Below are 22,906 nucleotides of genomic sequence, written 5' to 3' on the forward strand. Positions count from 1 at the left end.
GTTTTTTATATATTATTGTATGTGTATATTATATATATGTTATAAATTATTTATAAGTTTATTATGTGATTTTTCTACTCAAAAGTCAAGTAATTTTTGGGAGAAATATTATTATTTTTTAATTTGCTCTGCAATTTCCTCAAGCGGATAAGCCCAGATTTCGGAGAGAGTGGGATGATACCAGTGGGTTTTAAGAAGATCAAAGACAGTGGCATTTAGGGTGATGCCCACGGCGATTGAGTGAATGAGCTCGCTGGCATCCTTTCCAACGCATTCGGCGCCTAGGATTTTGCCGGTTATGGCATCGGCAAATATTTTTACATAGCCCCATTTTGCTTTCATGAGGATGGATTTGCCGTGGTCGTCAAATGGGTAGCTTGCTGTGAGGTAGTTGGCGCCCCGTTTTATTAAATCAGATTCGAGGATGCCGGCGATTGCGATTTGGGGGTCTGTGAAAATGATTTGCACGAGATCATTGTAGTTGATGGGTTCGGCTGTTCCCGTGAAAGCGTGTTTAGCGGCGCATTCGCCCTGTAAGATGGCTACGTGGACGATCTCAATTCTGCTGGCACAGTCTCCAGCGGCGTATATAGAGGGATTTGTGGTTTGTTGGTAGTCGTTTGTTTCGATGTGGCCGGTTTTGCGGAGGTGGACACCTATGTTCTCCAACCCCAGGTTTTGCGTATTGGGAGAACGGCCGAGCGCATTAAAGACCTTTTCAGCACGGCAGTTTACTGCTTTGCCATTGTGTTTGAAAATGACAGAGACTTCATTATCAACGAGTTCTATGTTTTCAAGTTCTGTATGCGTGTAGACGGTTATGCCACTTTCTTTAAAAACGTCTTCCAGGACCCTTGATGCGTCTTCTGGGATGTTTGTCAGCAGATGAGGGCTGCGTTGAATGATGGTTACTTGAACACCGATGCGGTTCAGGAATTGGGCGAGCTCACAGGCGATGAAGCCGCCGCCTAGGACAACAATGGACTTTGGGGCGGTTTCTAGCTCCAGGATATCATCGCTGGTTAGGTAAGGAATGGTGTCTAGGTTAGCAAAGGCGTGTCTTTTGATCTTTGAACCCGTAGCGATGAGGAATTTGTCTGCCGTTAACTGTGTGCTTTGTGAGTCGTTGAGTTCAACCGTATTTTCGTCAATAAAACGGCCTTGGTAGCGGAAGAGCGTGTATTTCGGAGAGTGAAGCTGTTCTTCGCGGTATTTTTGAAATTCGGCTATAACGCGTTGTTTATTTTCCTGAATAGCTTGGATGTTTGCTTCTGCCTCAGGGACTTTGACACCAAATTTTTGTGCTTCTCGAGCTGTGTAGAGGACTTCAGCCGCATAGATGAGCGCTTTGGAAGGCATGCAACCCCTTAGGATACAGAGCCCGCCGAGGATATGGCTGCCATCTATGATGGCTACCCTTTTACCGAGATCAGCGGCTGTGCGAGCGGCTGCGTAGCCTGCGCTGCCACCGCCGAGGATGATGAAATCAAAGTGGTTTTTCATTCTGTTTATGGGGTAAGCGGACTAGATCTTTTGTAACGCTTCTTCGAGAGATTGGAAAGAATCGATTTCCTTACCCTTGACGAAGAGCTTGAAACCACTACTGAGAGTAAGATCTGTCATGACAAAGACCTTGCGGAAGTGCTTCTGGCATAGCGTCTTTTGGACGGCAGAGAAGTCAGCGGAAGGTGGCAAATAGAGGACGGCTATACCGACCTCGTGAGCTACGATTGCGTTAATGGCATGGGCTACGGAGCTAGGTGAGGTTACAATAAGCTCAGCATAGGCACCTCTGAGATCCTTAAAGGCCTTGAGATAGCTTTCATCCTGGGTTATGGCGTAGAGATCCGCGAGATTATGCACCATAGAGGAATTACCTGAAGGAACGGCGTTATCCCACCATTCCTTTTTGCGAACAAAGAGTTGCTCTTGATCGTCTGCGGTGAAGAAGTAGCCTGGATTTGCAGTATCCTTAAAGTGTTGGGTGACTGTTTCGATTAATTGCTTTGCACGCGCTAGGTAGGTTTGCGAAAGGCCTGGCTTGAGGATATCGACCTTTCCCGCGAGGCTAAGGTATGTTTCTGCTAGAGAAGCGTAATCGTGCAAATAACCATTGATAGAAGCTTCAGTATCATAACAGATGGATAAAAGGCCGTTTTTAACGGTATGAAAAGTGGACCAGAGGAACTCGGCGAGCTCATGTGCTTTTGCAAGACAGTCCTGACGCTCGAAGTAATAACCAGCTTCTGCCAAAGCCTTAACGGTAAGGGCATTCCAATAGAGAAGTTGTTTTTTATCGATGCCAGGGGCGATGCGCTTTTCACGGGCTGCTAAAAGCTTTTGACGAGCAGCTGCTAGGGTTTCTCGCATATGGGCTGTGGCTTCCGTTAGCCTTGGGAAAGAGAGCCCATCTTCGAAGTTGCCCTCGTCGGTGATTTGGTAGGCTTGGCAAAAGGCTTCGGCTTGATCGAGAGGGAGAAGCGCGCGAATTTCCTTTACGGACCAGACATAGTATTTGCCCTCTACGCCTTCGCTTTCAGCACTGATGGCGGAAGCGAAAGCGCCGTTAGTTACCGCCATTTCACGGAAAAGGAAATCGATTGTTTCCTCTACAACCTGCTTATAAAGCGGCTTGCGGTATTGAAGCCAGGCAAGTGTGAAAGTAGTTACCAGAAGAGCGTTATCATAAAGCATCTTTTCGAAGTGTGGGATATACCAATTAGCATCGACACAGTAGCGCATGAAGCCGCCGCCAATATGATCGTAGAGGCCACCTAGAGCGATGTTGTCGAATGACTTAGTGAGGACTTGATCTATATCAGTATCCAGGGGGGCGTGGCTTGTTTCGCAAGAACGTGTATTGCGTACCGATAGCAGGTAATCCAGGCACATAGAGAGCGGGAACTTGGGTGCGCCCTGAAAGCCGCCATTTCCCTTGTCTGCCGCTGAACAGAGAACCTGAGCGGCACCGATGATGGTGGTGTTTGAGAACCTGCTAGTATCCTCCGGAAAAGGATTGTTGAGCATGAGGAGGTTATTGGTGATGCTGTCTGCGTTCTCAGCGAGCTCGGCAGGCTTCTTCTGGAAGTGGCTTGAGATGCGCATGAGCAGCTGCGGCCAAGGGATGATACCGTGGCCGATATCTTCAGGCGGAAAATATGTACCCGCGAAGAAAGGCCGTCCATCAGGGAGACAGAAGACATTGAGCGGCCAGCCACCCTTTTGTTGCAGCATTTGAATGACATCCATGTAGAGATTATCAATGTCAGGGCGCTCTTCACGGTCCACCTTGATGTTGACAAAGTGCTTATTCATGATTTCGGCGATGTACTCGTTGTCAAAGCACTGGCGAGCCATGACGTGGCACCAGTGGCAGGAAGAGTAGCCGATGGAAACGAGGACAGGTTTGTTCTTTTCCCGAGCAATCTTGAAAGCCTCTAGGCCCCATGGGTACCAGTCTACAGGGTTATTGGCGTGTTGCCTTAGGTAAAGGCTTTTTTCAGTTGAAAGGCGGTTTGGCATGATGGTTACTGGTGATGCAGCGTGTTTGCAATGGGCTTTTGGGAAGGATAGGCAGAATGTTGGAGAAAGGCAAGAGTAAGGAGATTTTATGATTCATCATGACGGCTGTAATACTTTATAGCAAAGGGATGCGGCGGTTTTTAGGAGAGGAGATTTGGGGGTTGAGTTTGTAAGGCGGATGTGCGATGTTGGAGAGACATGGCACGGAAATCGAGCAGGGTATTGTGGGCGGAGAAGTTGGCTGGAAAGTCTGATGGGAAGAGGTCTTCAGATGAATGTTGCGCTTATATGACTAATAAAGTGCCGTATACAGGTTTAGTGCTCGGGATAGACCCGAGTTTAAGAGGGATGGGGCTTGCCTTGGTTGAGTTTGATAGAGGTAAAGGGATATGTGTCGAGACAAAGACACTGAAGCTAGCACAGAAGCTAAGTATGGCGGATTGCTTGGGCGAGATTTCGCGTAACGTGACACTATTCTTGGAGAAAGGAGATGTGCGGCATGTGGCGCTTGAGCAGACCATTTATGTGCAGAATTTCCAGACGGCACAAATCCTTGGGGCGGCTAGAGGAGCTGCTATTGCGGCGGCAGCAGTACGCAGATTGCCTGTATTCGAGTATATGCCATTGCGAGTGAAGCAAGCCGTTGTTGGGTATGGGCGGGCGAGCAAAGAGCAAGTGGCTAAAATGGTTTGCCAGCACTTGAGTTTTGAGTGCCCATTACCGCCGGATGAGGCGGATGCGGCCAGTGTGGCCATTTGCCACGCATTTACGTATGTGGATGAGGGCGTTTGAGGTAAATCGGCTCCAGTCTTTATGTTTAGGTTTTATATGAAATTAAACTAAATTTTATTAGGCATCAATTGAGTGCCGTTTCTATCTTTTTTGGCTCTTTTCTGGTGATTATCGCGCTCTTTTTTAGCATTAAAAGACACGGTTTGTTTCACCTGAAACAAACATTTTGAAAATGAGGGCTCGGTATTAAATTTTAGGCATTAAACTTTAATAAGGAAGTTACTCCGATTTTTTTGAGAATACGCGAGAGAGGCTGGTTTTTTAAATTATACAATTTTGTGCCTAGCGATAATTTAACGGTAATGTTTACGATTTGAATGATAAGACAAGAATTGACCGATAGCCAAGGCTTTCGGAATTGGGGGACAGTTATCCTGAGTACCCAGGTTTTTTGGGTGCCTTGTTAGAATGCTTACTGAGATTACGAATATTTAAGCAATAGACATGAGCTCCATGGTGTCCATTGTGGTGTCTAGTGTTGCGGCGTTTAGTTGGCTTAGTTGGCAGAGCGGGAGACGGACTTCGGGAGAGGCGATGAGGCCGGCTTTGTGCATGGCGTACTTGATGGGAGCTGGGTTTGTTTCGATGAAGATGTTTTTGAAAAACTCGTAGTATTGTTGGTGGAGTTTTCTTGCAGATTGAAAGTCGTTTTGGAGGGCGTAGTCAACCATTTGAGAAACCTTTCCCGGCAGGTGGTTTGAGGCAACGCTGATGACACCCTTGGCGCCTACGCTCATGAAAGGCAAGGTGAGGGAATCGTCTCCACTGAGGATAAGGAAGTCATTGTCCAGACGTATTTTGATTTCGGATACACGATCGCAAGAGCCACCCGCTTCCTTTACACCGATGACATGGGGGAATTTTTCACGAAGCCGCAGCATGGTATCGACGCCGTACTCGATACCGCAACGAGAAGGGATAGAGTATAGGATAATAGGCGTCTCCGTGGCATTGGCGATTTCGCTGACGTGCAGAAATAGCCCCTCTTGGGTGGGCTTGTTGTAGTAAGGAGCCACGATGAGGAGAGCATCCGCGCCGGCTGCTTCGGCTTCCTTGGCCTTGATGACGGCATCTGCGGTGTTATTGGAGCCCGTGCCTACGATGACCGGGACGTGCCCCTTTGCGTTTTTAATAACCAAATCCATAATACAGCGGCGCTCCTCCGGAGTGAGCGTAGGAGTTTCCCCTGTTGTGCCTAAGGCGATGAGACCATCTATGCCCTCATTGATTTGCCTTTCAATTAACGCTTCCAAGCAAGGCCAGGAGATTTTACCCTCGGACATAGGAGTGATGAGGGCGGTGTGAGCCCCATAAAATGATGTTGTCTTTTTCATAGAAAATTTATTATAATTCAAATAACAGGATATTGTTGTTGTTCAAATTTACCCCACTTTAAAACAATGTCGACCCAACTGGCAACCCTGGAGATGTTTAGAAATCTCCTTCAATTAGCGGTAGAAAATGGCGCTAGCGATATACATATTAAATCCGGAAAGCCGGCCTATTTAAGACTTAACGGGCATCTGGAGCCGATAGAGATGGATCCCTTGACGCAAGATGAGATTATTAATTTTATTGAAGCAACGGTACCGGCCCAAGTGATATCCGGCTGGCTGAAAGACGGGCAAGTGGATTACTGTTATAGTTTGGACGATATTGGGCTAGGACGTTTTCGGATAAACGGATTTAACCAGAGAGGGACGCCGAGTATTGTGATACGGCACGTGAAAGACTCGCCACCCAGCTTTGAAGATCTGCAGCATGACGCGGCCTCTTTAAAAAAGTTGTGTAACTTTAAAGACGGTATATTGCTGATATGTGGCCCTACCGGTTGCGGTAAGAGCTCTACGCTGGCAGCTATGCTGAATTATATAAACCACACGTATGACAAACATATAGTAACCCTGGAGGATCCGATTGAGTATAATTATACAGACGATCTGTGTATCTTTAGCCAGCGGGAAGTGGGGATAGACGCGGCATCCTTTGAACTAGGCTTAAAAGCTGTTTTACGACAAGACCCCGATATTATATTGATTGGGGAGATGCGAGATCAGGAGACATTTAAGACGGCCCTTAGGGCTGCGGAGACGGGACACTTTGTGTTAGGTACCCTACACTCCTCTAATGTGAGGCAGGCGATACAGAGGCTGTTTGAATTTTTTGAAGGAGAAGAGCAACACCATATGAGGCGACAGATAGCCTCGACCCTGCGCGCGATTGTGGCGCAGTCGCTGATACCCTGCCAAAAGAAAGGAGTTGGCCGTGTGCCCGCCGTGGAAATGTTGGTGGTGGACGCGGTGTCTGCTGATATTATTGAAAAAGGAGATTACTTTAAAATACCCCAGCTATTGGAATCCTATACGGAGACGGGCTCGAAGTCCTTTAACATGGATTTGCAACGCTTGATTGAAAACGGGCTGATCTCAAAGCAAGACGCGTTAACGTTCTCACCCAACCCGAAAGCGCTCGAGATGAATCTGAAAGGCATTTACCTCAGCAAAGGCGGGATAGTAAAGTAAACCCTTATTCTTCTTCTGCTTCGTCTTCTGTTTCTGATTTCGTTACCTTTTTCTTGGTGGCTGTTTTTTTCTTGGCAACCTTTTTGGTGGCCGTTTTCTTTGCAGCTTTGGGCTCTTTGGGAGCAAATTCGAAGCCGATGGTACCGTCATCCTTTAAGATGAGATGAGCGGAGAAATAGCGGTTGGTTTTCTTTGAACGGAATTTGTCGATTAAATCTGTCTTCTTTTCCGTGAGCAACTTTTGGAATTGATCGGTGGGGATGGCGCGGCTGAGCAGTGTACGACTTACGCGGAAAGAGCAATTGGTGCCCTCCTTGTTATGATTCTCGCAGATGTAGGCTGTGGGAGTTTCGTAAATTTTGCCATCTTTATGCGTGCAGAGACCGAGTTTAGCCTTGGGACATTGGCCGACAACCGGGTATTGCTCGATATTTTCCGGTACACCTGAAGAAGAATCATCACCACTGGAACCGAAGTCGAATTTTACCTTGTATTCATCATCCATTTTGAGCATGGCGGAGAAAGGTTTACCCGCTTTGGATTTAAAGTCATCGAGAGGACCCAGGACACGATCCTTAAAGAGCGTGCGAATTTCATCCTTACTGAGCTTACGGTTACCCATGATCTTATAAATAGTAACCTTTTCGTCTTGGGAGCGGTAGGCACGAAGAGACTCCATCATAGGGAGGTTATCTGAAGGAGAAATGAGATCTGATTCCTCTGCGAGCTTAGTTTCCTCAAATTGCTTGGTATTTTGGACGATCTTTTCCGTCATTTCGGTGATACCATCCATAAAATCCTTGCGAGAAAGTTTACCATGCTCGATTTGGTGGAGGCGGAATTCCCATTCACCCGTCATAGTAGGACTGGTTAATTGGGCGATATCGGCGTGTTTGAGGAACTCGATGAGACTTTCGGCTTTGACGGTTGGGATGAGCTCACGTTGGTCACGCTCTAAGTAGTGTTCTCTTATTAAATGCTCAATAATTTGGGCGCGCGTGGCCGGTGTACCCAGACCCTTTTCCTTCATGGCATCGGCGAGCTCTTCATCCTCGACGAATTTACCGGCGCCCTCCATGGCGGAGAGGAGAGTGGCTTCGGAGTATCTGGGGGGAGGTGTGGTGGCCTCCTCTTCGAGAGCAACTTCATTTACATCTGCTTGAGCCGGGCTACCATCCTTCTCTGAAAAGGGCGGTAGGTTATCCTGTTGTAAGGAAGCTCTGCCATGGACCTCCATCCAACCCGGGATGACGAGGACCTTGCCCTCTGTTTTAAAATCATATTCACCCAGTGTGGTGATACGCGTTGTGACATCGAATTCAGCTGCTGGGTAGAAGATGGCGATGAAACGACGTACAATTAAATCGTAAATTTTTTCCTCATCAATAGAGAGATTATTAGGAACGATATCCGTTGGGATGATTGCAAAGTGATCACTAATTTTTTTATTATCAAAGACACGCTTATTGCTTGGGATAACCCAGTTGTTTTTAAGAACACGGTTAGCGAGCTCCTGATAACCACCCTGGAGGTTTTTAAGCACGCCGGCGCATGTTTCTGGATAATCCTCGGGAAGTGCTTTAGCATCTGTTCTAGGATAAGTGATGAGCTTATGTTTTTCGTAAAGGGATTGGGCGACCTTGAGTGTTTTACCTGCAGGGAAGCTGAAGCGGGTGTTAGCGTCACGCTGAAGGGAAGTTAGATCATATAATAAAGGGGCATTTTGGCGGGTACGCTTTTTGGTGTCTGTGACAAGACCCTTTTCAAAAGATTGGGCGGCGGTGAGAATTCTTTCTGCTTCCGGTTTTTCCCAGATACGGTCTGCGCGGTCGTGTTCGTTGTCACCCTTTTTAAAATTTGGTTTTACGAAATAGCCCACGTAATCCCCCTCAGATAAAGAAAAGTCGCCCCTTAGGCGCCAGAAAGCGGTAGGGATAAAATTTTTGATGAGCTTTTCGCGTTCATAGACAAGCGTAAGCGTAGGAGTCTGGACACGCCCGACGGTGGCCATTTGGCGACTACGCTGACCAAACATACGGCCGGTGATGGCACGCGTGCCGTTGATACCGATGAGCCAATCTGATTCAGAACGACAACGAGCGGCATCTTGCAAAGGCTTCATTTCCTCGCCATCGCGCAAGTTTTTGAAAGAGTCGATGATAGCCTCCTTTGTCATGGAAGAGAGCCAGAGACGCTTAACCGGTTTTTTGCATTTTGCGAGGTCGTAAATATAAGTAAAAATAAGTTCACCCTCGCGACCGGCGTCACAAGCGTTGATCAAAGAACCGACATCCTCACGCGACATGAGTTTTTTAAGCTCATTGAAACGATCCTTTTGTTTTTCGATCGGTTTAGTTTTAAATTTTTCGGGGATGATAGGAAGCGTTGCGAGACTCCACCATTTAAATTTTTTGTCAATATCCTGAGGCATGAAAAGCTCTACGATGTGGCCGATCGCGCAAGCAATGATCATGGAATCATTCTCAAAATGATTACCATTTTTTGTAAATTTACCCAAGACACGAGCAAAATCTGCTGCGACACTTGGTTTTTCTGCGATGACAAGCGTTTTCATATAAAAGATGTATTAAGAATACTTTATAAGCTGTATTGGTGTTATAAGTTTTGCTTAAAGGCAACCTTATTTTATAAAGGAGAAGAAATAGACGAGTGGACGGCAGAGCTCGGGAGCTTTTAAGAAGGAGGAAAATTCATTACTCCGCGATTTGATATCAATCGCTGGCACCTACGATTTTATTAAGCGCCTCGCGAAGATCGATGAGCCTTGAGGCAACGTGTGTGGGGTCTGAAAGGCTTTCGATATGAAACGTATCCATTGCGATACCATGCTCTGTGGTGATTCTGGCGAAAGAGATACTGAAGTCATGATCTGAGATGGCGCTTGCCATGTGGTAGAGCAAGCCGATTCTATCCATGCCCTGGACTTCGATGATAATTTTGCCTAACTGGTTATCCTTGTATACATTGACACAAGCGGCGGCGCGGAGTTTGTAGTTATCCCTTTGCTTTGCGAAAGGCGTGCTTGCCTTTTTGACCTGGGCGATGATGGCCGGAAGAGGATCCTTGTGTTTGATAATGATATCATCCAACTGTGCACGAAATTGGAGACGGAGCTTTTCGTTTTGAATGGGCTGGTTATCCCCTGAGGCGACATAAAAGGTATCTATGGTGATAGCATCTCTGCGAGTGATGGCCTTTGAGCTGAGGATATTTAAACCGACGGCGGAGAAAGCGCCTGTGAGCTCAGAAAAGAGACCCTTGTGGTCACGCGTGATAATGCTTACGGTTGTAAGACTTTGATCCAGATCCTCCTTCCAGTGGACGATGGGGGAGTTATAGCTTTTGGGATCAGAAGGTAGGGCATAAAGCTGTTTGAGCATGCTCAAGTGGAGCTGCATTTCTTCCGGCGTGAAGAGAATAAAATATTTATTAGGAATGAGCGCTAAGTCCTCCTGGATTTGCTCTTCTGTAAAATCGGGAAAAATACTTTTTACGAGATCATTATAAGCTACCTTTTTAGAGTTGATACGGTTGGTGAGGTAATGGGCATCCGCATCGAAGCAGGCGAGTGTTTTTCGGTATAATTTAGTATGCAAAATTTCCTTGTAGCTATTCCAGAGATCCTTGGCTGTGCCCTTGGCATCGCAGTACGTTTGCACATAGAGGTAGTGAAGTAGCTCGGGGTCTTTAACAAAGTCCGCAAAATTTTTGGCAGTTTCGGGGTCATCGACATCGTAACGCTGCCATTGGCGCACCATTTCCAAGTGATTTTTTATGATGAAAAGAACGATCTCCTTTTGCTTGGGATTAATGCCGATACGATCCAACATGGGAGCAGCGATGTCCATGCCCGTTTTGCTGTGACCTTTTATGCCAACGGATTTACCGATGTCATGAAGCAGCATGATTAAATAGAGAAGAGAAGGCCGGGTGGTTTTACGAATAGCTTTTGCGTACTGAGAAGCCTCATCATCGACCAAGTTAAAGACATTATCCAAGACGCGAATGGTGTTGAGCGTGTGGATATCTGCTGTGTAGCGATGATAGTGCTCGTGTTGGACCAGGTGTGTGAGCGGGGCGAATTCGGGGAGGAAAGCGCTTAGCGTTCCATGCGCGTGCATATTAAACAAGGCAGGGTAGACTTCTCCGGAAGTTTGGAGAATGGAACGAAGACATTTATTGGCACCCTCATCACGAATGACATCTTGGGTGATCAGATCCAAGGAATTTCTTATCAAGCGAACGAGCTCGGAATCCATGGTTGCGCTGTATTGCTGGCAGTAGCGATAAATACGAATGAGCCGAATAGGGTTTTCAATAAAAACATTTTCGTTTACGGCGAAGAACTTATCCTCCTTGAGAACGAAACCATCGATCGTTTCTTGAACTTCCTTATCGCGCTTAAGCAAGTTCCGGAAAGAGAATTTTTGAGGCGGTGTGGTGGTGGAGAGCCGAAGTAGGCGAGTCTCTATGAAAGAAGCGATTTGCTGGATGTTGTGTGTGTGTTCATAATAATCACGCATAAACGCTTCAACGCGTTTGAAGACATCGTGATCATGGTACCCTAAATTTTCGGCGATCTGAGGTTGGCGCTCCAGGCTAAGAATGTCTGAGGCGGTATCGCTTTGGAAATGGATTTCGTTACGCACACTCAGGAGGAAATCGTAGGCACGCGTGAGTTGGTTGTATTCATTTTCGGTGATATAGCACTGATCGAGTAACGCTTTTAAAGAATCGATATTCCAGTAGACACGCACCATCCAGAGTATGTTTTGGTAATCGCGCAGCCCGCCGACACCATTTTTAATATTGGGCTCTTGTAAGAAAGGCGTATGGCTGAATTTGGAACGACGCAAGTTAGAATGCGCTAAGAACTCCTCAATTTCTTTCTTAGAGTCAGATTCTTGGATAAACGCGGTATATTTTTCCTGGAAAAAATTAAACAACCTTTTTGAGCCAGAGATGAGACGAGCCTCCAGGAGAGAATTTTTCGTATAGACGTTAATTTTTGCCTCGTGGATTGCCTCTGTAATCGTGCGTGTGGAGTGGCCTACCTTGAGTTTTAGATCCCAAAGCGGGTAGAGGATTTTTTCTGATAAATGCTCTAAGAAACCCTCGATGAGAGCAGGATTCATTTTATGAGGGTAGAGGAACATAATATCCACATCGCTAAAAGGAGAGAGCTCTGATCTACCATAGCCTCCGAGGGCGATAATACTGATCGGGTAAGGCCATGAGCCATGCTTTTCGGTATACGTTTTTAAGGCATAGTCATACAAATGCTGAATGAAAGTATCCATTAAAAAAGCATTAAGGGAGACGATCTCTTTACCGGATGCGCCCTTTCTATGGAGACCGAGGAGAAGAAGATGACCCTTTTTTAGAAATGATTCACTGACGCGTAAGCGCCCTTGATCCCCATCGAGGTGCTGTAATTGGAGGATGTGATCAGCGTCCTTTCTTATGCGTTCCTTTATTGTATCCATTCGGTAGGCTAACCTGTTTATCATACAAATGAGCGATTACTAAAGACAACTATAAAACATAGGATGTATTTATGGTGTGCTCTCGTATATTCAATTCACTTGAAAATATTCCATTTTCCGGTTAGCTTAACGTAAGATGCAAATACTCTTTTGTTAATTAATTACCCCTACCAACAATGATTGAAATTGGAATACAGGTTCTGCTACATGGTTCTAGCATATTAGAATTATTAGCGTTTGTTGTAAAAGATATTTTGACGCTACGCTGGCTCTCAATTATGGGCTATGCGATGTGGATTGCCTATTTACTAACAGAAACAGAGGTTTTATGGTCAGCGATTCTGTGGAGTTTCTTATTCATATTTGTTAACCTTGTACGAATTTATTTAATATATAAGGAGAATAGGAGTGTTTCGTTTACTGAGGAAGAAAAAGATCTATACCTTACGGTTTTTCAGAATTTTACGCCACCCGAGTTTATGCGATTGATTAAGCAAGCCACGTGGGTGGATCTTGATAAAAGCGAAAAGCTGATTGCTGAAGGGGAGCAAGTGAAGGATATTATGCTGATTTATAAAGGCAGTGCGAGTGTGGTCAGTAATGGTGTTGAGCGGGCGTTGCTTTTGCCGGATCAGTTTGTGGGGGAGATGAGCTATTTATCCGGGCATCCGGCATCGGCGTCCGTTGTTGCTAATGAACCGATGCGTATGGTGAAGTGGTCCCAGGAGGATTTAAAAGCCCTTACGAGACGCCAGCCCTCGCTTAAAAACGCATTTATGTCATTACTCACAACAGATTTAAGCACAAAGCTGCGCCGTTCGGATCAGACAGAGCCACCCTTTCAAACCACTTGATTTTAATGAATAACCCCTACGAAAAATGATTGAAATTGCATTAGAACTTTTAGGCCATAGTGCTAATGGATTAAAGCTGTTAGCGTTTATTGTAAGAGACATACTGACACTGCGCTGGATATCGGTTATGGGCTACGCGATGTGGATTGCCTATTTGCTAACACAAACAGCGGTTCTGTGGATAGCAATTTTGTGGAGTTTCTTATTTATATTGGTGAATCTTTTCCGAATTTATTTAATTTATAAAGAGAATAGAGGTGTTTCGTTTAGTGAGGAAGAAAAGGATCTTTTCCTTACGGTGTTTCAGAATTTTACGCCAGTCGAGTTTATGCGATTGATTAAACAAGCCACGTGGGTGGATTTTGATAAAGGCGAAAAGCTGATTGATGAGGGGGGGCAGGTGAAGGACATTATGCTGATTTATAAAGGCAGTGCGAATGTGGTTGCTCATGGTATCGAGCGAGCGTTGCTTTTGCCGGATCAGTTTGTGGGGGAGATGAGCTATTTATCCGGGCATCCGGCATCGGCATCTGTTGTTGCTAATGAACCGATGCGTATCGTGAAGTGGTCTCAGGAAGATTTAAAAGCCTTTACGAGACGCCAGCCCTCGCTTAAGAACGCCTTTCTGTCATTGCTAACAACAGATTTAAGCACAAAACTACGCCGTTCGGATCAGTCTGAGCCACCCTTTCAAACCACTTGACCGAAAATTGCTTTAAGTGATTTTTTCGATTAAGAGCCAATAGGGACTCGTTGTTTTGGGGGCTAAGCCGACCGAGTTATTCGAAGATGAGATTTTGTAGTGACCGGGGTTGAGGTTCTGTACCCATGTGCCAATGGCTTGTGCTTCGAGATCGCCACCGGGATGCCCTGGGTAGATAACGATACTTAATAGGCCAGTGAGTTTTAATAGCTTAAGTGAATGATTGAGGGCGGCGATGGTGTTGGTTGATTGGGTTATGACGGATTTATCTCCGCCAGGTAGGTAGCCTAAATTGAATACGATGGCGGCGATGTTCCCCTGGTATTGAGAAGGGACGGCAATATACATATCCTGATGACCCCTTTGGAACAAAGACACGCGATGATTGAGGTTAGCCTTTGAAGTTTTTTGGCGAGTATTTTCGATCGCTGATTCCTGTATGTCAAAACCGAATACATGGCCCCTTTCTCCTACAAGCTCTGCCAGAAAAAGGGTATCGTGACCATTGCCAACAGTGGCATCGATGGCAGTATCTCCTTGTTGAATACGTTCCTTAAGAACGAGGTGAACCTGTTCAACGAGCCTCATGATCCTTCGTGTACAATTCGATGTATCGATTGATAGAGACCTCTGGCTCGATTTCGCCCCTGTTTAGCAAGAATGAGAGAAATTGATCCGCAAAGAAAGGACAAAGGAGCGTGCCCTTTGAGCCAAAGCCATTAAAAATGAAGCAATGGGAGTGCTCCGGGTGAACGCCGAGAAAAGGCCTGGAATCACGCGTGCAAGGACGGACACCGGCACGTTGGTCAATAATTTCGATTTCATGATCTTCGATGAACAATTTATTAACGGCCTCCAGTATTTCGTTTCGGGCCATTTCTGTTGGATTATTATCGAAGGCATCCCAAGCGTAAGTGGCTCCCACGCGGAAGATGCCATTTTCATTTGGGATAAAAGAATATTTTTTGTTTAAGATATGATCATTGTCTAGAGGAGCACGAACGGATAAGAACTCTCCCTTAGCCGGGTTAAACGGGAGCCAGGAGAAAAGAGGATTATGGATGGCGTAGAAGCCCTCGCAAAAAATGATATTATGAGCGCAAATATTCTCCCAAGCTATTTTAGAAGATGAGAAAGTTAAATCCTCATATTTGAACTGAGCTTTTTTGTAAGCATTTTTTGTTATTAAAAACTCTGTGATTGCGGTTAAAAATTCACCTGGGTTTAGAATTCCTCCCTGTGCGATCTCTACTGCGCCGTGCTCGTTATGGAATTTTTCAGAAAGCTCATTTGGTTTGAAGACCCTGCTGAGGTAATTTTTGTAATCAGGATCTTCGAGACGAGCGACTAGTTTTTCTGTTTCAGCCTCGCTTTGCAGGATACGAATAATGGATTTCTCCTGAAAGAACTTTTTATGAAGCGCTGCCTCTGCCTCCCTGTAAAACGATTTTGCAACGGGAAAGTATTCAGGGAAACGCCAAGAGAGGACGAAACGCTTGCCCGTGATCGGGTTCAGTAAGCCGGCGGCGACCCGAGTGGAAGAATCCCGATGATCGTTATCAATAACAAAGACAGACTTGCCCCTTTGGATCAGCTTCCAGGCAAGGATGCTGCCGGCTATGCCCTGGCCGATGATGAGATAATCATAGATCATTCGCTGTGAGCCTTCTTTTTAGCGCGTGTTTTTGCCAACATTCTTTTTAGACGAGCACGGAAATCGGAACGGACGATGAAGCCCGGGCAAGACGGAGTGCCACAGAGGCAAGGATGATCCATGAAATGCGCGAGGTCGTAACCATAATCATACGTGAGCTCTTCGCCCGCTTTGATGTCTCTAAGCGAGAGAATCCAGATATGGCCCCGAATAACTTCAGCTTCGCAGTTAGGCTCGCAAGAGTGGTTAATAAAGCGAGCATCGTTTTTAGGAATATTGCCATCGATGTCGTAACGCTGGTTGAGCTCGAAAATATAGACAAGACCCTTGCCCTTTTTTCTAGCATCATTTTCCCAGGCAATCGCACGGCGCTCGGATTCAGCCTTGGTAATTTTCTCACCCAGGTATTCGATAACACGTGTGCCCTTAGGGATGTCTACTGCGGCAAATAAGCCACGGTTGTGGATGCCGGATTTACTCAGCTTGTATAATTTTTTTTGCATTATAGTGTTTCAGCCTTAAGCTCTCTTGTCATTAAAGTGTAAAGGGCCTTGCTGGGGGACTTTTGGTGATACAAGACTTCGTAGAGTTCGTTTAAAATAGGCGTTTCGACATGATTTTTTTGAGCTAATCGAAAGAAACAATCCGTGGCATTCATGCCCTCTACAACGGTTTTACGGTTTGCGAGAAGGTCATTTGTACTTTTACCCTCGGCGATATTCTGGCCAAAGCTACGATTACGACTCTTGGGAGCTGTACACGTGGCGATAAGGTCGCCAAAGCCACTTAAGCCGTAAAAAGTATCCTTATCTCCCCCCAGCTGCGTGCCCAGCTTAACGAGCTCGTGTAAAGCGCGCGTGAGATAGGCGGCTTTGGTGTTATAGCCTAATTTAAGACCATCGCAGATGCCCGCACCGATTGCGTAAACATTTTTCAAACAACCCCCGAGTTCAACGCCAGTAACATCAGTAGACAAGTAGACACGAAAATTTTTGTTACTGAAACTATTTTGTATTGATTCCGTTAACGCGCTATCAGCATGAATTGCCAAGACAGACGCGGCCGGTAGTGCTTCAGCGATTTCGCTTGCGAAATTTGGGCCAGAGAGCACGCCGAAAGGAATATTGGGGATGACAGCTTTTAATATATCAACCGGCAGTTGCAAGGAATCCACATCCAGACCCTTGCTGAGACTGATAATGGCTTGAAGATTTTCCGCCGCGGGGAGGTGTTTTTTAATATCATTAACCAAAGGCCGCAGACCCTGAGAAGGGCAGGCGAGGATGATGACATCCGCCTCCATAATGGCAGGAGCAATTTCGAAACCGATTTGCAGGTTGGGATCGAAGCCGAAGCCCGGTAAGTAATCCCTGTTTTCACGAGCATCATTAAGCTCCATCGCTAGCTCTAAACGCCTTGGTACGAGCGTGACGGTGTGGTTGAGTTTGCATAAATGAATTGCGAGAGCGGTTCCCCAAGCGCCGGAGCCAAAAATAGTCACATTCATAGTTTGTATTGGGTTGGAAAAGTGATATGGAAAATAAATTTTATAAACGAATAAAAAGAGTATCGCAAGAAAAGGAAGCATTGTCTACTATTCTGGACATAAATAAGTATTTTCCTTATAATAGGCCAAAACATGATACGGTTCATAATGAGATGGCACTATCGCCGTACCCAAAGGAAAATTTCGAAGGAATTGATTGCGCGAGTGGGTGGTTCGAATCGAGATGTTTTTCAGCCTATACAAAAGACGATGGAGGCGGCGCGCCCAAAGTATTCATTCAATGACAGGCCGCAGCGTAGGCCATTTTGGCGAATTGTTTTTTTTACGATTATTTTACTCGCCTGCGTTACCTACTTTGTGTGGGAAAGCATTGCCGGGTTTAAATTTTTCCAACAATAGACAACCAAACATTAATCGGCATTAGAGAACCTGCAATTCCGCGGGGAAAATGACCGGAAGAGAAGCCAGATCCTTCTGAGAAACGGGAGGAATATCGACCTTTGTAGCCTTCCAGCCACTATGAATCAAACGACCCTGAAACGGAGGGGAGCCGGCTACCTTACCCACGAGACGAAATTGCTCTGCCCTAAAACCAGGATTAAGGGTAACCGTTTGATTTTGGCTACCAACCTGTATGGGTTGAATATCAAAACGGTCTCTTAGTAAAGCACCACAACCCTGGTGGATAATGCGCCCGGCGGCACCCACTTGGGCATCATCATATTTTGAAATGTCTTCCATCAAAAAATCGACAAAACGCCCATGGGTTTGAAGGAGGCTTAAAAACTGAGCGACCGCGGCTCTGTTGCTGGCTTGAACCTCTGGGGACGAAAGGATTGCAGCGGGGGGGACGGAAACTGGTTTTTCCTTAATTTCTTCAAGTTCGTTACCGTTTTTAGATGGAAAAACAAGAATCAAGAAGAGCACTAACAATGCGGCAACAAGGCCGATGCTGTTTAAGAGTGTACTTCTACCGGCGAGTTCTGGCGTGAATGTGGCCACACTTGCCAAGACGGGGATCATGGCGATTGCTACAAGAAAGGCCTTCCAGAGCCGATTTATATTCTTTTTGAACATGTGTTTACTGGAGTTGGCGGTTAAACAGGGGTACCATACTAGACATATTCTAGGCAGTGAGGCGGGATAGCTCAACCATAAACTTTATTGTAGCGCCTAATGTTATTCTATAAAGACGTATTTATAGGGGTGGTATTCGAGGAGATTCGGGTACCATCCCTTTATGTTGGGACGCTTTAAGTAAACGGTTGAATAGAAGAAGAGGGGGATGATGGGGAATTCACTCATTAAAATAGCTTCTGCTTGTTGGAAATAGCCCATGCGCTCCACCTGATTATTTGTCCTGGCAGCAGTTTGGAGGAGGGCATCGTATTCCGGATTGTTCCAGTTGGTGAAGTTATTATTTGAGTTTGTTTGGAAGAGCTCGAGGAAGTTTGAGGCATCTACGTAATCGCCCACCCAGCTGGCACGTGCGATTTGATAATTTTTGCTACGCCGTGTGTTTAGATAGACCTTAAACTCTTGATTTACCAGAACTACATTTATGCCTAAATTGCGTTTCCACATCTCTTGAATGGCTTCTGCGACTTGTTTGTTGCGATCTGTGGTGTTGTATAGAATTTCGATTTGAGGAAAGCCCTTGCCTTCGGGATATCCTGCTTCTGCTAGTAGCTTTTTTGCTTCTGCAATATCTTCGTAAGTGGGATCGTTAAACGTGTAGCCGGCGGTATTGGGCGGTGTGAAGAAGTATGCGGGGAGTTGGCCGCCTTGTACAACGTGCTCTACAAGGCCTTTGCGATTTAGACTAAGCGATAGCGCTTTGCGTACGCGTATATCCTTTAAAGAAGGAATAGCAGTATTAACCGCATAGTATTCGGTTCCCAGCCCAGGCGCAACGTAGACTTGTTCGGGATGTTCTTTCAAATAAGAAGGTATTTGAGCAGGCGGAATTCTGTCTGTAATATCGAGTTGGTGGGTTTGGTAAGATCTTTCTTCGGTCAACATATCCATGGAGTAGAAGGAAATGGAGTCCAGTTGGACAGTTGAGCTGTCCCAATAATGGGGATTTTTCGTAATGGTAATTTTGTCTGTAATGCTCCATTCGGTGAGGCTGAAAGGACCGTTGCTGATATGGTTTCCCTGCCTTGTCCATGGGCTATCGCGTTTTTCCAGACCATCAAATTTCTCCAATGTTTTTTTATGAACAGGATACCATGAGGAGTGGCTTATAAGAGCTAGGAAATAAGGCGTTGGGTGGGCGAGCGTAATCTCAAAGGTGTAGGGATTGAGAGCTTTAAAGCCAACTGTTGAGAAATCTGGTGTAGATCCCTTGTGGTAGCCCTCTGCGCCCTTTACGACATAGAAGCTGTAGGCATAGGGGGCGCCTAGTTTGCTGGTTAAGATACGTTGATAAGAGAAGAGGAAATCCTGTGCGGTCACGGGATCGCCATTAGACCATTTGGCATTTTTCCTGAGGTTAAATGTGTAGGTTAACCCATCCTCGGAGACAGACCACGATTCCGCGACACCCGGTTCTGGGGTAAGATTTTCAGGGTGCATGGTAACCAAGCCCTCAAAGAGGCCGATGAGAACCTTGGACTCCGGAACGGTTGTGGCGAGTTGAGGATCAAGGCTTGCGGGGTCTGTATTATTGCCGATATTAAGGTGTTTTTTGGCCTTAGAATCAGCTGAGCTCTGTGTGCCATTAGAAGAACAACCCGGTAAAAAGAGGGAAGCGAGGCTGAATAGGGAAATTACTGTTAATTTTGTTAAATTTTTTTGTAGAAATAGCTTGCAAAACATACAGATTTTAATTTTAATTTCTCCTATCATGGCAGACGCTAATAAGAATACAAGAAAACAGTGTATCGTTACCGGAAAAAAAGCTCACAGAGGTGGCAAAATAAACCGTAAGGGACAATCTAAGAAAAGTGGCGGTATTGGTACGCACGTGACCAAGCATGTTGCTCGCACGTTTAAACCAAATTTGCAGCGTAAGCGCATCAAGCTAGAGAACGGTAGCATTATCAATGCTTGGGTTTCTGCAAAGGCATTGAAGGCTGGTTTAGTTGAATTAGCATAGTCTGATTAAATTTTTATACAAAAAAAGAGCATTCAATTAGAGTGCTCTTTTTTTATTGGGGTAAATTTAAGGCGGGTTTAGAAACCTTTAATTTTAAAAAGGCTGGTGACGCTTTCGTTGTGGTGAATGCGGATGATGGCTTCCCCGAGGAGTTGAGCGATGCTCAGTTCGGTGATCTTAAGATCGGTATGGCTTTTACGGGGTACGTTAGTTGAGTTTGTTGTAATAAGTTCGTCTATATTGCTTTTGGAAAGGCGCTCAAAACCCCTTTCATTTAAGACACCATGTGTGACGGCTGCTCGAACGGAGCAAGCACCATTTGCCTTAAGGATTTCCGTTGCGGCAACGATTGTGCCCGCGGTTTCTGTCATATCATCAACGAGTAAGATATCTCTGTCCTTAATATCGCCGATTACTTGGAGGGCATCTACGTCTTCTCCCGTTAACCTACGCTTAGCGACCATACATAAAGGAGCGCCTAGCATATCGGCATAAGCGGCTGCCATTTTCATGCCCCCGATGTCCGGTGAAGCAACCGTAAGCTTGTCACTCTTAAAACGCTGGAGGTAGTTATAGAAAACAGGAGCTGCATATAGGTGATCAACTGGGATATCGAAGAAACCTGTGATCTGTTGGGCGTGGAGATCCATGGTGAGGATCCTGTCTGCGCCTGCGCTTACTAATAGATTAGCAACCAATTTTGAAGTAATAGGGACGCGAGGTTTATCCTTTCTGTCCTGCCTTGCATAACCATAAAAAGGCATAACAGCGGTTATGCGATCGGCTGAAGCTCTTCTAGCGGCATCAATCATGATCAAAAGCTCCATGATGTTATGGTTGGCCGGCTTTGACGTGGACTGGATAATAAAGATATCAGAACCCCTTATATTTTCATCATATTTCACAAACGTTTCACCATCTGGAAAACAGGTGATGGGGGCGATTCCCAAAGGTATGCCCACGAATTCCGCCACCTCCTTGGCGAGCTCGAGGTTAGAAGTGCCGGAAAAAATTTTTAGGGAGCCCATTTTATGAGTTATTTAAGTGTGAGGTATCTTGGTTAAAAGAAGCGAATTGCTCTTCCAAATTAGTTAACCTTTTATAGAACTCAGGCAAACGTTTTTTATAGATTTCGACCTTTTGCGCTTGCTGGTAAGGATAAGCAGGTGAGCCGCGCACGTAGCTTTTGGGCTCTAAATTGTGGTTGATGCCGCTTTGGGCACCGATCATACAGGCCTTGCCGATTTTAAGGTGGCCAGCAATACCGGCTTGGCCGCCGATAACAACGTGATCGTCTATAATAGTGCTGCCTGAGATACCCACTTGGGCAACGATCAGGCAATGTTTACCTATAATAACATTGTGGGCGATTTGTACCAAGTTATCAATTTTTGTGCCCTCGCCGATACGTGTTTCACTGAAACGAGCTCTGTCAATGGTAGTGCCGGCACCGATGTCCACGTGGTCCTCAAGAACGACTCTACCGACTTGGGGTTCCTTATAATGTTTACCCTCTACGGTAGAATAGCCATAGCCTTGGGAGCCGATGACGGCGTTTGCGTTAATATAGCAATCTTTGCCCACCTCGCAGTAATCGTGTATGCTGACGTTTGCGGCGATATGAGTATCATCTCCAATAGATACTTTGGAACCGATGAATACGTGAGCCTCCAAGATGGCATGTTTGCCGATCTGTGCGTTGGGCTGAATAACGCAAAAAGGGCCGATATAGGCAGAATCTGAGACATTAGCAGACGGGTCTACAAAAGCAGTTGGATGGGTGCCGGGTTCAGGGTAGGGGTAAAATTCCTTTTCGATTTCGTGGGAAATTTTGAGCAAGGCGTAAGAAGGATCCTCGACATGGAGGAGAACCTGGTTTTCCTTGGGAGTACCGGCGTAGTTTTTGTTAACTAATATAATAGAAGCGTTGGAGCTCGGGACATCTGCCTTATATTTGGCGTTACCGAGAAAACTGAGATCTCCCGGTTTGGCTGTCTTGAGAGAAGCGATCGCGCGGATGGTTTCACCTGTAGATCCTTCAGGAGTACAGTCGCCAATAATAGTTATAATATCGTTTAGAGAATAATTGAGACGCATGGTAAAAAAAAAACCTGAATTGCTTCAGGGTTCAAGATTAAAAATAACTAATTACTTAGCAGAGGAGGGAGGATTCTCATTTAACGCGCTGATGACCTCGGCTGTGATGTCATAACTGCTGTTGGCGTACATGATACCCATACCGCTTGCGTTAAAGACGATTTCAGCACTGCGCTTCTTGGCGATTTTGGTAACAGCGTCCTTGATTTCGCTCAAGTGCAGGTTTAGCAAAGATTGCCTACGCTGATTGAGGTTCATGTCTGTTTGCTGACGGAATTGGTTGACGGAGATTTCCTTTTTACGGATTTCGTCTTCCTTCTTTTTAGCTTCCTCCATGAATTTCTTACGAGCGTCTTCTGTTAAAGCTGGGTTATTTGCCTTGGCTTCGAGCTCTTGATAGCTTTCCACGAGCTTTTGTCCATCTTGAACCATGCTCATAATTTCTTCCTGAGCGGCGTCCACCGAAGTAGCAAATTTTTCCTGAGATTCTTGAGCCTTGCGGTAGTTGTTATACACCTCGCTGACATCTACTGTGAGAATGCCCAGATTGTTTTTGGCAGGTGCTGCTGCTTTGGTGGTATCAGCTGCCATTAAGCTTAAGCTGGCGCTTAAAAAGGCTGCTAGAATAGTGATTCTTTTTTTCATTTT

The 22,906-nt window shown here is 45.7% G+C and carries 20 protein-coding genes; 6 read left to right on the forward strand and 14 right to left on the reverse strand.

What is annotated here, in order from left to right:
- Nucleotides 1-111: 111 nt before the first annotated feature.
- Together AUJ82_03725 and AUJ82_03730 are read right to left on the reverse strand one after the other, a co-directional pair.
- Nucleotides 112-1,503, reverse strand: coding sequence for a pyridine nucleotide-disulfide oxidoreductase (locus tag AUJ82_03725; protein OIO60072.1), 1,392 nt, complete (start codon nt 1,501-1,503; stop codon nt 112-114).
- Nucleotides 1,504-1,524: 21 nt separating this feature from the next.
- On the reverse strand, nt 1,525-3,522 hold the full coding sequence (locus AUJ82_03730; GenBank protein OIO60073.1) for a hypothetical protein: 1,998 nt from the start codon (nt 3,520-3,522) through the stop codon (nt 1,525-1,527).
- Nucleotides 3,523-3,720: 198 nt separating this feature from the next.
- Here AUJ82_03730 and AUJ82_03735 point away from each other — a divergent pair, with 198 nt between their 5' ends.
- Nucleotides 3,721-4,314: a crossover junction endodeoxyribonuclease RuvC gene (locus AUJ82_03735; protein ID OIO60074.1), complete on the forward strand. Its 594-nt coding sequence runs from the start codon at nt 3,721-3,723 to the stop codon at nt 4,312-4,314.
- Nucleotides 4,315-4,745: 431 nt separating this feature from the next.
- Here AUJ82_03735 and AUJ82_03740 read toward each other — a convergent pair whose 3' ends face one another.
- Nucleotides 4,746-5,648: a 4-hydroxy-tetrahydrodipicolinate synthase gene (locus tag AUJ82_03740; GenBank protein OIO60075.1), complete on the reverse strand. Its 903-nt coding sequence runs from the start codon at nt 5,646-5,648 to the stop codon at nt 4,746-4,748.
- A 66-nt stretch (nt 5,649-5,714) separates the two neighbouring features.
- Between AUJ82_03740 and AUJ82_03745 the strand changes: the two genes are divergently transcribed.
- Nucleotides 5,715-6,836: a twitching motility protein gene (locus AUJ82_03745; GenBank protein OIO60076.1), complete on the forward strand. Its 1,122-nt coding sequence runs from the start codon at nt 5,715-5,717 to the stop codon at nt 6,834-6,836.
- 4 nt (nt 6,837-6,840) lie between these two features.
- Here AUJ82_03745 and AUJ82_03750 read toward each other — a convergent pair whose 3' ends face one another.
- On the reverse strand, nt 6,841-9,411 hold the full coding sequence (locus AUJ82_03750; GenBank protein OIO60077.1) for a DNA topoisomerase III: 2,571 nt from the start codon (nt 9,409-9,411) through the stop codon (nt 6,841-6,843).
- 157 nt (nt 9,412-9,568) lie between these two features.
- Nucleotides 9,569-12,367 carry a [protein-PII] uridylyltransferase gene (locus AUJ82_03755; GenBank protein OIO60078.1) on the reverse strand — a complete coding sequence of 933 codons (2,799 nt, stop codon included), beginning with the start codon at nt 12,365-12,367 and terminating at the stop codon, nt 9,569-9,571.
- A 152-nt stretch (nt 12,368-12,519) separates the two neighbouring features.
- Between AUJ82_03755 and AUJ82_03760 the strand changes: the two genes are divergently transcribed.
- Together AUJ82_03760 and AUJ82_03765 are read left to right on the forward strand one after the other, a co-directional pair.
- Nucleotides 12,520-13,197, forward strand: a complete 678-nt coding sequence (locus AUJ82_03760; protein ID OIO60079.1) for a hypothetical protein — start codon at nt 12,520-12,522, stop codon at nt 13,195-13,197.
- A gap of 25 nt (nt 13,198-13,222) precedes the next feature.
- On the forward strand, nt 13,223-13,900 hold the full coding sequence (locus tag AUJ82_03765) for a hypothetical protein (protein ID OIO60080.1): 678 nt from the start codon (nt 13,223-13,225) through the stop codon (nt 13,898-13,900).
- Nucleotides 13,901-13,912: 12 nt separating this feature from the next.
- On the opposite strand, the gene AUJ82_03770 is transcribed toward AUJ82_03765, so the two are convergent.
- Genes AUJ82_03770 through AUJ82_03785 form a run of 4 tightly spaced genes read right to left on the reverse strand, consistent with a single transcriptional unit; the run spans nt 13,913 to nt 17,061 of the window.
- Nucleotides 13,913-14,488, reverse strand: coding sequence for a hypothetical protein (locus tag AUJ82_03770; protein OIO60081.1), 576 nt, complete (start codon nt 14,486-14,488; stop codon nt 13,913-13,915).
- Nucleotides 14,475-15,554 carry a hypothetical protein gene (locus tag AUJ82_03775; protein ID OIO60082.1) on the reverse strand — a complete coding sequence of 360 codons (1,080 nt, stop codon included), beginning with the start codon at nt 15,552-15,554 and terminating at the stop codon, nt 14,475-14,477. The genes AUJ82_03770 and AUJ82_03775 overlap by 14 nt, the downstream gene beginning before the upstream one ends.
- Nucleotides 15,551-16,057, reverse strand: coding sequence for an SET domain-containing protein-lysine N-methyltransferase (locus AUJ82_03780; protein ID OIO60083.1), 507 nt, complete (start codon nt 16,055-16,057; stop codon nt 15,551-15,553). Before AUJ82_03780 ends, AUJ82_03775 begins: the two co-directional genes overlap by 4 nt.
- Nucleotides 16,057-17,061, reverse strand: a complete 1,005-nt coding sequence (locus tag AUJ82_03785; protein ID OIO60095.1) for a glycerol-3-phosphate dehydrogenase — start codon at nt 17,059-17,061, stop codon at nt 16,057-16,059. Before AUJ82_03785 ends, AUJ82_03780 begins: the two co-directional genes overlap by 1 nt.
- 147 nt (nt 17,062-17,208) lie before the next feature.
- Here AUJ82_03785 and AUJ82_03790 point away from each other — a divergent pair, with 147 nt between their 5' ends.
- Nucleotides 17,209-17,460 (forward strand): hypothetical protein, encoded by a 252-nt coding sequence (locus AUJ82_03790; protein ID OIO60084.1) that lies wholly within the window; start codon nt 17,209-17,211, stop codon nt 17,458-17,460.
- Nucleotides 17,461-17,481: 21 nt separating this feature from the next.
- Here the strand turns inward: AUJ82_03790 and AUJ82_03795 are convergent, their stop codons facing one another.
- Both AUJ82_03795 and AUJ82_03800 read right to left on the reverse strand, forming a co-directional pair.
- The gene (locus tag AUJ82_03795) at nt 17,482-17,979 is read right to left on the reverse strand and encodes a hypothetical protein (GenBank protein ID OIO60096.1); all 498 of its coding nucleotides are present in this window, start codon (nt 17,977-17,979) and stop codon (nt 17,482-17,484) included.
- Between the two features lie 261 nt (nt 17,980-18,240).
- Nucleotides 18,241-19,881 (reverse strand): hypothetical protein, encoded by a 1,641-nt coding sequence (locus AUJ82_03800; protein ID OIO60097.1) that lies wholly within the window; start codon nt 19,879-19,881, stop codon nt 18,241-18,243.
- 28 nt (nt 19,882-19,909) lie between these two features.
- Here AUJ82_03800 and AUJ82_03805 point away from each other — a divergent pair, with 28 nt between their 5' ends.
- Nucleotides 19,910-20,161 (forward strand): 50S ribosomal protein L28, encoded by a 252-nt coding sequence (locus AUJ82_03805; protein OIO60085.1) that lies wholly within the window; start codon nt 19,910-19,912, stop codon nt 20,159-20,161.
- Between the two features lie 77 nt (nt 20,162-20,238).
- Here AUJ82_03805 and AUJ82_03810 read toward each other — a convergent pair whose 3' ends face one another.
- The 3 genes from AUJ82_03810 to AUJ82_03820 are packed head-to-tail and all read right to left on the reverse strand — an operon-like array spanning nt 20,239 to nt 22,903.
- Complete coding sequence (locus AUJ82_03810; protein OIO60086.1) at nt 20,239-21,189, reverse strand: ribose-phosphate pyrophosphokinase; 951 nt, start codon at nt 21,187-21,189, stop codon at nt 20,239-20,241.
- Between the two features lies 1 nt (nt 21,190).
- Nucleotides 21,191-22,258 (reverse strand): UDP-3-O-(3-hydroxymyristoyl)glucosamine N-acyltransferase, encoded by a 1,068-nt coding sequence (locus AUJ82_03815; protein ID OIO60087.1) that lies wholly within the window; start codon nt 22,256-22,258, stop codon nt 21,191-21,193.
- Between the two features lie 51 nt (nt 22,259-22,309).
- Complete coding sequence (locus tag AUJ82_03820) at nt 22,310-22,903, reverse strand: hypothetical protein (protein OIO60088.1); 594 nt, start codon at nt 22,901-22,903, stop codon at nt 22,310-22,312.
- Nucleotides 22,904-22,906 lie beyond the last annotated feature (3 nt).

The organism is Verrucomicrobia bacterium CG1_02_43_26 (assembly GCA_001872735.1).
Classification (GTDB): domain Bacteria; phylum Verrucomicrobiota; class Verrucomicrobiia; order Opitutales; family CG1-02-43-26; genus CG1-02-43-26.

What these genes read in the sequence shown, in the direction of transcription:
- AUJ82_03820 (OIO60088.1), bottom strand. Translation starts at nt 22,903, where the DNA reads ATGAAAAAAAGAATCACTATTCTAGCAGCCTTTTTAAGCGCCAGCTTA.
- AUJ82_03765 (OIO60080.1), top strand. Translation starts at nt 13,223, where the DNA reads ATGATTGAAATTGCATTAGAACTTTTAGGCCATAGTGCTAATGGATTA.
- AUJ82_03785 (OIO60095.1), bottom strand. Translation starts at nt 17,061, where the DNA reads ATGAATGTGACTATTTTTGGCTCCGGCGCTTGGGGAACCGCTCTCGCA.
- AUJ82_03775 (OIO60082.1), bottom strand. Translation starts at nt 15,554, where the DNA reads ATGATCTATGATTATCTCATCATCGGCCAGGGCATAGCCGGCAGCATC.
- AUJ82_03730 (OIO60073.1), bottom strand. Translation starts at nt 3,522, where the DNA reads ATGCCAAACCGCCTTTCAACTGAAAAAAGCCTTTACCTAAGGCAACAC.
- AUJ82_03790 (OIO60084.1), top strand. Translation starts at nt 17,209, where the DNA reads ATGAGATGGCACTATCGCCGTACCCAAAGGAAAATTTCGAAGGAATTG.
- AUJ82_03750 (OIO60077.1), bottom strand. Translation starts at nt 9,411, where the DNA reads ATGAAAACGCTTGTCATCGCAGAAAAACCAAGTGTCGCAGCAGATTTT.
- AUJ82_03815 (OIO60087.1), bottom strand. Translation starts at nt 22,258, where the DNA reads ATGCGTCTCAATTATTCTCTAAACGATATTATAACTATTATTGGCGAC.
- AUJ82_03800 (OIO60097.1), bottom strand. Translation starts at nt 19,881, where the DNA reads ATGTTTTGCAAGCTATTTCTACAAAAAAATTTAACAAAATTAACAGTA.
- AUJ82_03770 (OIO60081.1), bottom strand. Translation starts at nt 14,488, where the DNA reads ATGAGGCTCGTTGAACAGGTTCACCTCGTTCTTAAGGAACGTATTCAA.
- AUJ82_03780 (OIO60083.1), bottom strand. Translation starts at nt 16,057, where the DNA reads ATGCAAAAAAAATTATACAAGCTGAGTAAATCCGGCATCCACAACCGT.
- AUJ82_03740 (OIO60075.1), bottom strand. Translation starts at nt 5,648, where the DNA reads ATGAAAAAGACAACATCATTTTATGGGGCTCACACCGCCCTCATCACT.
- AUJ82_03735 (OIO60074.1), top strand. Translation starts at nt 3,721, where the DNA reads ATGGCACGGAAATCGAGCAGGGTATTGTGGGCGGAGAAGTTGGCTGGA.
- AUJ82_03805 (OIO60085.1), top strand. Translation starts at nt 19,910, where the DNA reads ATGGCAGACGCTAATAAGAATACAAGAAAACAGTGTATCGTTACCGGA.
- AUJ82_03725 (OIO60072.1), bottom strand. Translation starts at nt 1,503, where the DNA reads ATGAAAAACCACTTTGATTTCATCATCCTCGGCGGTGGCAGCGCAGGC.
- AUJ82_03745 (OIO60076.1), top strand. Translation starts at nt 5,715, where the DNA reads ATGTCGACCCAACTGGCAACCCTGGAGATGTTTAGAAATCTCCTTCAA.
- AUJ82_03810 (OIO60086.1), bottom strand. Translation starts at nt 21,189, where the DNA reads ATGGGCTCCCTAAAAATTTTTTCCGGCACTTCTAACCTCGAGCTCGCC.
- AUJ82_03755 (OIO60078.1), bottom strand. Translation starts at nt 12,367, where the DNA reads ATGATAAACAGGTTAGCCTACCGAATGGATACAATAAAGGAACGCATA.
- AUJ82_03760 (OIO60079.1), top strand. Translation starts at nt 12,520, where the DNA reads ATGATTGAAATTGGAATACAGGTTCTGCTACATGGTTCTAGCATATTA.